The sequence below is a fragment of the Anaerotruncus sp. 1XD42-93 genome (assembly GCF_009917605.1).
In the GTDB taxonomy this organism is placed as follows: Bacteria; Bacillota; Clostridia; order Oscillospirales; family Ruminococcaceae; genus Anaerotruncus.
Genome location: NZ_QZEG01000079.1, coordinates 1 through 9,776 on the forward strand (window position 1 = coordinate 1; position 9,776 = coordinate 9,776).

General features: G+C 64.1%; 2 protein-coding genes. One reads left to right on the forward strand and one right to left on the reverse strand.

The features are described from left to right. The first annotated feature begins 876 nt into the window (after positions 1-876). Positions 877-2,817 (forward strand): ABC-F family ATP-binding cassette domain-containing protein, encoded by a 1,941-nt coding sequence (locus D5269_RS16100; RefSeq protein ID WP_120487259.1) that lies wholly within the window; start codon positions 877-879, stop codon positions 2,815-2,817. Between the two features lie 1,164 nt (positions 2,818-3,981). On the opposite strand, the gene D5269_RS16105 is transcribed toward D5269_RS16100, so the two are convergent. After that, entirely contained in the window at positions 3,982-8,991 is a 5,010-nt protein-coding gene (locus D5269_RS16105; RefSeq protein WP_120486846.1) for an Ig-like domain-containing alpha-2-macroglobulin family protein, read from the reverse strand. Between the last annotated feature and the right edge of the window lie 785 nt (positions 8,992-9,776).

Sequence of the window (9,776 nt, forward strand, 5' to 3'; positions counted from 1 at the left end):
GACCAAAACAACGCCCTTCGCTTCTCGGGCTTTCAGCCCGAAGCGCGCTTACGCGCGACGCTCGGGCAGGATGCGCCTTACGGGCGAGGGGGCAATGCCCCCTCCCCGTATGCCCCTCCCCGGCAAGCTGGCAGGCCCAGCCCGATCGGGCACAGAGTAGTGGGGTTTTGCGGCACAGCCCGGGGCGAGCGAGCGGGGCCTGTCTGGACAAAAAACAGGTCGGGGCGGGCTGTGACATGCGTGTCTTTTCCACCCAGCCAAAGGCGGGCACCCTTCCGGGGGTTCCATAAGGGGGCTTCCCCCTTATGTGCACTTTTGGTCCCTTTTCGTGCATCCGAAAAGGGACCCGCCGCGCGGGGGCGGATACCCCGCATCCCGGTGCCGCTTGCGGCACACTTCTCAAAAAAGGTAAGGTACTGCACCGCTGTACATCTCCCACCCTTATCTGGGGGCGGAAGAGGGTGCAAATCAGCCCTGAGCATGAGCGTTTGTCGGGGGGCGCGGGGTTCTTTAAGGGGCGTCGCCCCTTAAATGCACTTTTGGTTCCTTTTCGTGCATCCGAAAAGGGACCCGCCGCGCGGGGGCGGATACCCCGCATCCCCTGCCGCCGGAAGGCGGCATTCTTCTTAAAAAGGTAAGGTACTGCACCGCTGTATAAAAAAGGCAACGTGCTGCGCAGCTGTGCAAACAGAAGCAAGCTGTCTGCCGCACAGAAAAGCATTATTGACTGGAAAGCAGTGCCATGGTAGAATAAGGCGGCATGGCCCGCCGGGAAAAAGCATACAGGGAAAGAGGTGGCACGATATCCTTTCTGAAGGTGCGCACCGGCCGGCAGGGGCGTTTACCGGGTCACCAAACCAATAAGGAACGATCATTATGTTACTGAGTTTAGACAACGCGACCAAGATGTTCGCGGAAAAAATCATCTTTATGGGCGCCAGCCTCAAAATCGAAGAGGGGGACCGGATCGGCCTGGTCGGGGTCAACGGGGCGGGCAAGTCGACGCTGCTCAACGTGCTGGAAGGTTCCCTCCCGCTTGAGCAGGGGGAACGCGCGGCACGTTCGGGGCTGTCGCTCGGGTTCCTGCGGCAGGACAGCGGCCTGGACGGGCAAAATACCATCTGGGAGGAGATGCGGGGGGTATTCCGCCCGCTGCTTGACGCACAGGCCAAGGCCGGACGCATCGCCGCCCAGATGGGCCAATACACCGACCGCAGCTCTCCCGACTATCTTGCACTGTCCGAAGAGTACAACCGGCTGCAAAGCTATTTCGAGGTCAACGAGGGGTACAACATTGACGTCAAAATCCGCACCATCCTAAACGGCATGGGCTTTGCGGACAAGGATGTGGACACCCCCTGCGACACCCTCTCGGGCGGGGAAAAGACCCGTCTGGCGCTCGCGCGGCTGCTGCTCTCCGACCCCGAGCTGCTCATGCTCGACGAGCCGACCAACCACCTCGATTTCGCCACCCTCCAGTGGCTCGAGACCTATCTGCAATCCTACCGCGGCGCAATCGTCGTGGTCTCGCATGACCGCTATTTCCTCGACCAGCTCTGCACCCGCATCTGGGAGGTCGCCCATCTGCGGGTCACCCCCTATAAGGGCAACTATACCCGGTATATGCACACACGCGAGATGCTCTATGAACGCCAGCTCAAAGAGTATGAGATGTACCAGCAGCGGGTGACCAAGCTTTCCGATTTCGTCGCCCGCAACAAGGTGCGCGCCTCCACCGCCGCGCTCGCCCGCAGCCGCGAAAAGGAGATCGAGCGGATGGAGCCGGTCAAGCAGCCCCCGAAGCCCCTCAACCCCGCGCGGATCTCGTTCTTTTTCGAGCGGGACCCGGTCAAGGACGTCCTGCATGTCGAAGGGCTTTCCCTGCGCGCGGGCGGCGGCCCCTCCGGCAGGCTGCTCTGCTCGGACGTCAGTTTTGACCTGCTCCGCGGCGAAAAAGTCGCGCTGGTCGGCTCCAACGGGGTCGGCAAGTCCACCTTCCTGAAAACCCTCATCGGCCAGCTCAAGCCCGAGGCGGGCAGGATCCAATGGGGGCGCAACGTCAAGGTCTCCTATTTCGAACAGGGGCAGGTCGGGCTGACCGGCTTCAAAACCGTCCTGGAGGAGCTGTGGGACCGGTACCCGCAGTCCCACGAACAGGACCTGCGCAACCTGCTCGGCGGCCTGCTCTTTTCGGGCGAGACGATCTATAAGCGGGTGGACATGCTCTCGGGCGGCGAAAAAGCCCGTCTCAAGTTTGCCATCATGATGTATGAGGAGGGGAACGTCCTGCTCCTCGACGAGCCGACCAACCATCTCGACCTCGCCACCAGGGAAGCCCTCGACCGCGCGTTGATCGCGTATGAGGGGACCATCCTCGCGGTCTCCCACGACCGCTACCTGTTAAGCAGGATGCCCGGCCGGATTGTCGAGATGCACCCCGACGGATTCGTTTCCTATCGCGGCAATTACGAGGATTACCTCGCCCAGCGCAGCGCCGCCGGCGCCGCACAGGCCGCGCCCCAGCCCGCGGAGGGCCCCGCCGGCCCGGAAGCTGCCGCCGGCAGCGGGAAGTCCGCCACCGAATATCACCGGACAAAAAAACAGCGCGCAGAAGCCGCTGCACGCAAAAAACGCCTTTTTGAAGTGGAACAGGAGATCAGTGACCTCGAAGCCGCCATCCAGCTCGAGCAGGGAAAACTCTCTGACCCGGAAATCTCCCGCGATTACCAGAAGGTCACCGAGCTTTGCGCCAATATCGACCGGCTGCGCGTCAGCCTTTCCGAGCGGATGGATGAATGGGCCGGGCTTTCGGAGTAGTGTGCAGCTGCGCAGCACCTTGCTTTTTTTGATCAGTGTGCCGCCGGAAGGCGGCAGGGGATGCCCGGTCCCGTCCGGGCGGACGGCTTGTTTTTTGCTTGTGCAAAAAGCAAGGTAAAAAGCACACATAAGGGGAGTACCCCTTATGTATCCCCCGGAAGGGTGCCCGCCTTTGGCTGGGCGGAAGGGACACGCATGTCAGTGCCCGCCCCGACCTGTTTTTTGTCCAGACAGGCCCTCTCACTCGCCCCAGGCCGCGCCGCAAAACCCCACTACACAGTGCCCGATCGGGCCGGGCCTGCCAGCTTGCCGGCCTGTTCGGGTGCTGTGCAGAAGTGCGCTCCACTCAGTCAAAACAGGACGCTTGACAGCGCCCTGTTTTCAGGCTATAATGAGCATAAAGAAAGGCGCTGCCCGCAGACGGTCAGCCCCCTTTTATGATTGCAGAAATAACCGCATCACTTTCTCAGGGTGGCGGTTATTTCTTTTTTGTTGCGTCTAACACAAGAGCAACAACGCCCAGAATTACCAGACAGAACTGGAACAGTTCCGCATATGTAACCATAAGCATTCCCCCCTTTCTTCCGAAACGGGGAAATCCCCCGTCTCATGCGGGGGGCCAACCGCCTGCAACCGTATGTAGCAGCACCTTGTCCTTATTCTACCATGGCAGTGCTTCCCAGTCAAGAACAAGAGAGGAAATGCAATTCCGCTTTAGGGCAGCATCCGTTTGGTGCCAGACCAAACGGATAGGCGCTTGCGCCTTCCTCAAAGGTGCGCGGCGTTTTGGGTTCCAGACCACCGCATCCCCTGCCGCCGGAAGGCGGCATTCTTCTTAAAAAGGTAAGGTACTGCACCGCTGCGCATCCCCCACCATCGCCTGGGGGCATCCGAGGGTGCAAATCAGCCCTGAGCATGAGCGCTTGTCTGGGGGCGCGGGGTTCTTTAAGGGGCGTCGCCCCTTAAATGCACTTTTGGTTCCTTTTCGTGCATCCGAAAAGGGACCCGCCGGGCGGGGGCGGACACCCCGCATCCCCTGCCGCCGGCAGGCGGCATTCTTCTTAAAAAGGTAAGGTACTGCACCGCTGCACATCTCCCACCACCATCGGGGATGAAAATGGAAAAGGAAGGGGCTTTCGCCCCTTCCTTTTTATTGATTCGGTTTTATTCGATGATGATTTCAGAGCGCTGGGTTTTGGCCGAGACCCCCTCGGCATGGGGGGTGATATAGGCGCTTTCGGAGACGAACTCGCCGGGGAGGGAAGCGCTGACGTAATAGGAGAGGGTCACGGTATTGGAGCCGGCGTCCTGGCTGTCGTCGACGGGCTCGGTGGTGGGGGAGAAGGCCGCGTCGGGGCCATCGTCCTGGCGGTCCGCGAGCGGGACCGGCTCCCCGCGGTAGAGGAAGCCGCGCACCTGCTGGCCGTCGTTCTCGACCACGACCTGTATCTGCGACCCCTGCCCGCCGAGCGGGACCGCCTCGGCATAGCGGTCGGAGGAGGGCATGAACCGCATCCCGGAGGGGATGTAATCGGTGATGTTGTAGCAGCCGGCCGGGGCGTCGTCGGTGAAGGTGATGCGCAGGTCCACCCGGACCTGTTCACCGACCCTGGGGCTGCCGCCGCTGGCGGTGGTGTACGATTTCTCGATCGCCACCTTGCTGGCGGATGCGGCGCTGGCCTCCTCGGCGTAGCCGGTATAGGAAACCGCGGCATAGAGGTCCCCGGCGACCGTCTCGAACTGGGCGGCGGCGAGCGCCTCGCGGCTCAAAAGCAGGCACTGGTACCCCTTGGCGCCCAGCTCAAACGTGCGCTCCTCGCCCTCGAGCACACACCGGAACACGCTCTGGTCCTTGGTGTAGGCGGCCGAGGTGTGGTTGGTATAGAGCAGCATCTCCAGATGGGGCAGGCTCTCCTGCGAACGGGCGCGGTCGTCGTCCCGCTCGAGGAAATAGCGCATGAACGCGTCCGCATCCGGATGCCCGGCCAGCGTGGTGAGCGCCAGCGCGGCGGAGGTTGCCTCGGTCTGTTCGTCGAGCGAGCCGCCCGGCAGCAGGTATTTGAGCTTCCCTTCGGTTTCCACCTGGCGCGACAGCCCCTGGTAGAGCGCCTGCGCGCCCGCGTAGTCGCCCAGGCGGGCCATGCCCGCGCCCAGCCAGAGCTTTTGCGCGGCGGTGAGGGATTCGTCCTGGGAAAGGCGGGTGAGGTCGAGCAGGATCGGCTCGTCGAGCGCCGCAAGCCCCAGATAGGACATCACCCGGTCGTTGGGGCTGGCGGACGGGTTTTTCAGCGTCTCCTCCAGGTAGACCTTTGCGGAGGTCTGGTCGACCAGGGAAGGCGCGGCCAGCAGCATCCGGGCGGTGAGCGCGGCGTCCGGGCCGGCGTTGGAGAGCGGGCGCACCCCCGACCAGACCTCCTGGATCCGGTCGAGCCGGACGTCCCGCCGCGGCCCGGGTTCGTCCTCCTCAAGCAGGCGGCTGTAGGAGGCCCGCGCGAGCCACGCGGCGGCGATGATCTCGGTGCGTTCCCCGTCCTGCCCTGAGAGCCATTGCAGGCCCTCCAGCATGGGTGCGAGCCGTTCGTCGTATACAGTGACCCCAACCGGGTAACGGGCGCTTGTGAGGCCTTGCAGCCGGTTAAGCGGCATGGTCTCGATCCGCGGGACGGTCGAAGCCGAGCGCAGCACCTGGAATTCCCGCCGCCAGGCGTCGAAATGTCCGTCCGCGTTGGCCGAGAGGGTGAGGGTATAGGTCCCCTCCTCGTATTTGCCGAGGTTGAACAGCGCCCGCTCGCCGGGGGCGGCGGTCTGGGTCATCCCGTCCACCTGGAACCCGTCCGAATCGAGCACCGTGACCGCGTAGGACACATCCCCTTCGAGTGCGGGCAGGGCGGACCCGCCCACCCCGGCGGAGAGGGACACGTCGTCCCCCACGAGGTAGCTGCCGGTGAGCACCGGGCGCAGGTAGAAGGGCAGGGCGGCGATGGTGGTGGTCTTGGCGTCGCCCGCCATCAGGTCGGCGGTGACTGCCGCGGCGGTGATCCGCCAGCGGGTCACGTTGTCCGGGAGCCGGAACTCCACCGTTGCGGAGCCTCCCTCATCCACTTCGACCGTCTGGAACGCGGCGGTGTCGAGGAAGGTCTCCCGCACCGCGGCGGAGGCCCCGTCCGGCCCGCCGCCCATCCCGCCGGAGGCGTTCAGGTCGCTGTTGCCCACCCAGCCCTCCGGGTATTCGACATACGAGGTCTGCTGGGCGATGTAGGGGTAATAGGCCGACGCGTAGATCTGTGCCGCGAGGTCGACCTGCTGGTCGCGCAGCAGGAAGACCGATTCGTCCACCACGCCGACCGCCGCGCTGCCGGCCACCGGGTTTCCGGCGGCGTCGGAAAGGGTGAGCCGCACCCGCACCGTATCGCCGGGCGCGAACGATTCCTTGTCGGTCGAAATCCCCACCCGCAGCCGTTGGGCGTCGTAGTTGTAGGAGAGGTAGGCGGTGCGCATCGGGTAGATGTGCCGCCCGTCGAAATAGGCCCCCACCAGCACCACGTTGGGCAGGTAGCGCGAATCGAGGGTGAGCGGGTGGGTAGCGGTGTCGAACACGCCGGTCAGCAGGGTGGATTTTTGCAGCACGCTGTAGAGCACCCGCCCGGTATTGCCGGTCTGCCGGCCGTTCTCGTAGATGCCAAGCTCGAGCGGCTGGTTGGCGTCAAACCGCCCGCTGCTTCCCTCGGCGAAAAACGCGTAGCTCGACTGGTCGAGCGCCGCCTGCCGCAGCTGGAACCCGGTGTGGTAGGCCACCACATCCCCGGCGATCCCGCCCGCGAACTGCGCTTCGTAGGTGTAGAAGGTGTCGGCGGTGTTCTCGTAGGGCAGGTCGGAGACCGTCACCTTGCCGTTGACTGTCCGGGTGCGGATGTTCTCGACCACTGTCGACTGGGCCTCCACCCGGTAACGGGTGACCGTCTCGTTGTTGGCGTAGTCGTAGTAGCTGCCATCCGGCACCCGGACATATTCGGTGCGGGTGATATGTACCACGACCGGCAGGTCGTATGCCGCGCCGCGCAGCCAGGCAAAGCTGTCCGCCGGGCGGTTGGCGGCGGCCAGGCGGGTGGTGTCGATCCGGGCGGTCTGGATCGTCAGCTCGCCGGCGGTCGAAGCGTCGATCCGCGCGGCCACCGCCGAGGGCAGCAGGGTCACCCTGGCGCCCGCCGAGACGTGCAGGTCCTGCGCGCCGGTGCTCCAAACATCCACCCAGACCGTTTGCGGCTCCCAGCCGGACATTTCGGTGCGGGGGATCCAGCTGCCGGTGATGGTGGCGGAACCGTCCGCTCCCAGGGTGATATGCCCGCTGTTCGGGAATTGCAGCTCGTTGGAGCCGATCTGCATCGTCCCGCCCGAGACGGGGGTACCGTCGAGGTAGGTGGCCCGGACGGTGACCGGCACCGGTTCATTGGCGAAATAATGGGCCCGCTCGGTGGACACCTCGATCGTATAGGAGGGCTTGGTGTAGTTCTCGACCGAGATGCTCTGGGAGGTGTAGACCCCGTCGCCCCCGTCGGTGACCGCGATGGTGTACCAGTCGCTCGCCAGCCCGCTGAACCGCAGGCTCCCCGAGAAGGTGCCGTCCGCCCCGACCGGCACCCGCTCCCGGTAGAGGTTCTGTTCCGGCCAGTCGGTGCGCAGGGTGAGCCAGACGAATGCGGGCAGCGGCTCGCCGCTCACCCGCGGGTAGACCTGCCCCCAGACCGAGGCGGTATCGGAGGACTGGTAGAGCGGGCGGTCGCAGTAAAGGCCGGTGTAAAACCGCTCCTGGAGCCGCAGCTCCTGCGCCGGGGCCAGCTCGAGCAGGTCGAAATAGACCGGCTGGCCGTCCTGCTCGATAGTCAGGTACGCCTGCTCGATCCCGCGTGTGGCAAAGTCCGCGGTGCCGTCCGCGCGGGTCGCGCCGCGCAGCACCGGCGAAAGCCCGTTGGCGTCCTCGAGCACCGCCGCCTGCCCGTTGAGCGGGCCGCCGGTCGCCGGGTCGTTGAGCCAGAGCAGGGTTTCCCCGTCCACCGAGTGGCTGTATACGCTCAGGTTGCGCACCTGGATCAGCTTCTGTACAAACTGCGGCTCCCCGTCCGCATCGGCGCCGGTGACCGTCGCCACATAGTGCCCCTCGGGCAGCTCGGCTGGCAGCGGCGCGGCCAGGGTGGTCCAGTGGCTGTCGCTCTGGATCAGCTCCCCCTCGTAGGACGCGACCTCCTCCAGGCCGCCCGTCTCCACCCGGTAGCCCGACCGGCTCCCGTACCGGGTCTTGTAGTAGACGTCGTACCCCTTCACCTCGTCGATATAGGCGCTGATGTTCGGGAACCGGTGGAGCGAGAGCCGGAACACCTGCCCGGACAGGTCCTTGCCGCTGGTCATCACGACCCCCATCGGGTCGCCGGTCAGGAAGGTTTCCGCAAATTCCCCGTCCAGCCGCAGCTTGCGGTAGTCCTCTTTATCCGCGTTGGCGTCGGTCGTCTCGAACGAGAAGCTGTAGTCCTCGGCAAGCGCGGTCCCGTCCGGCGCGGACAGCCCCGCCTTGACCGTCACCCGGTAGATGTTGTCCCGCTCGAGCGGCGCGTCCGGCTGGAAGACCGCCGTATAATCCCGGGTTTCAAACGTCCCGCTCACCGGCGGCAGGATCTCGAAATGCCGGGACATATCCACGCCCGCCATGCTGAACCCGATTTCGATCCCCGCGTCCACCGGCACATAGCCTGCGCCATCCGCCGGGTAGACGCTCCGCACCGAAAGGTCGCTGCGGGTCTGGAACGCGAACGACTGCACCACCGCGCCCCGCAGCGGGTTCTTCACCCGGATGGTATAGATCGTATTGTCCGCCAGCGGCCGGCCCGGGGTGATCTTCCAGGAGGTCGTCCGGCGTCCGCTGCCGCCCACCAGCTTCAGTTCCCCCATGTCCGGCTCGATCTCCAGCATCTCCCGGACCTCTTCCTGCGTGATCCGGTATTTGCTCCGGAGGGTGAAGGTGGTGTCCGCTGCCGCCATCCCCTGTTCGGTCAGTGAGTCCGCCGCCACGCTGATCGCGGCATACAGGGTGTCCCCCTGCGGCCGCGACAGCACAAACGACAGCGAGATCGCCCCCGCCATGATCGCCGCCACGATTGACAGGATAATCCAGTGTTTCTTCATCTGCTTTCCCTCCGGCTTTCGCTTTTTTCAGTTCCCTTGAATCAGTATCCGAAATCTGCATAAATCATGCATACGCTTTTTTCCTTTTTTGCTATTATAGCATATCCTGCCGGATTTGAACAGATCAGGGGGCGTCTTTTCGGATGCACGAAAAGACAGCAAAAGTGCACATAAGGGGAGCCCCCCTTATGGAACCCCCGCGCCCTATGTCCTTTTTGTGCAGCTGCGCGGCACATTGCCTTTTTAAAGAAGGATGCCGCCTGCCGGCGGCAGGGGATGCGGGGTGTCCGCCCCCGCGCGGGGACTCTTTCTGTGCAGCGGTGCAGCACGTTACTTTATTTTAAGAGGTGTGCCGCAAGCGGCAGAGGATGCCCGGTCCCGTCCGGGCGGACGGCTTGTTTTTTGCTTGTGCAAAAAGCAAGGTAAAAAGCACACATAAGGGGGAAGCCCCCTTATGTATCCCCCGGAAGGGTGCCCGCCTTTGGCTGGGTGGAAGGGACACGCATGTCACAGCCCGCCTCGACCTATTTTTTGTCCAGACAGGCCCCGCCCACTCGCCCCGGGCTGTGCCGCAAAACCCCTCTGCACAGTGCCCGACCGGGCTGGGCCTGCCAGCTTGCCGGGGAATCCGCCCCGCGCTGGGGTTCTTTTTGTGCAGCGGTGCAGCACCTTACCTTTTTTGAGAGGTGTGCCGCAGGCGGCAGAGAATGCCCGGTCCCGTCCGGGCGGACGGCTTGTTTTTTGCTTGTGCAAAAAGCAAGGTAAAAAGCACACATAAGGGGGAA

Excerpts from the sequence above, each read along its gene's own strand:
- D5269_RS16100 (WP_120487259.1), top strand. The coding sequence starts at position 877 with ATGTTACTGAGTTTAGACAACGCGACCAAGATGTTCGCGGAAAAAATC.
- D5269_RS16105 (WP_120486846.1), bottom strand. The coding sequence starts at position 8,991 with ATGAAGAAACACTGGATTATCCTGTCAATCGTGGCGGCGATCATGGCG.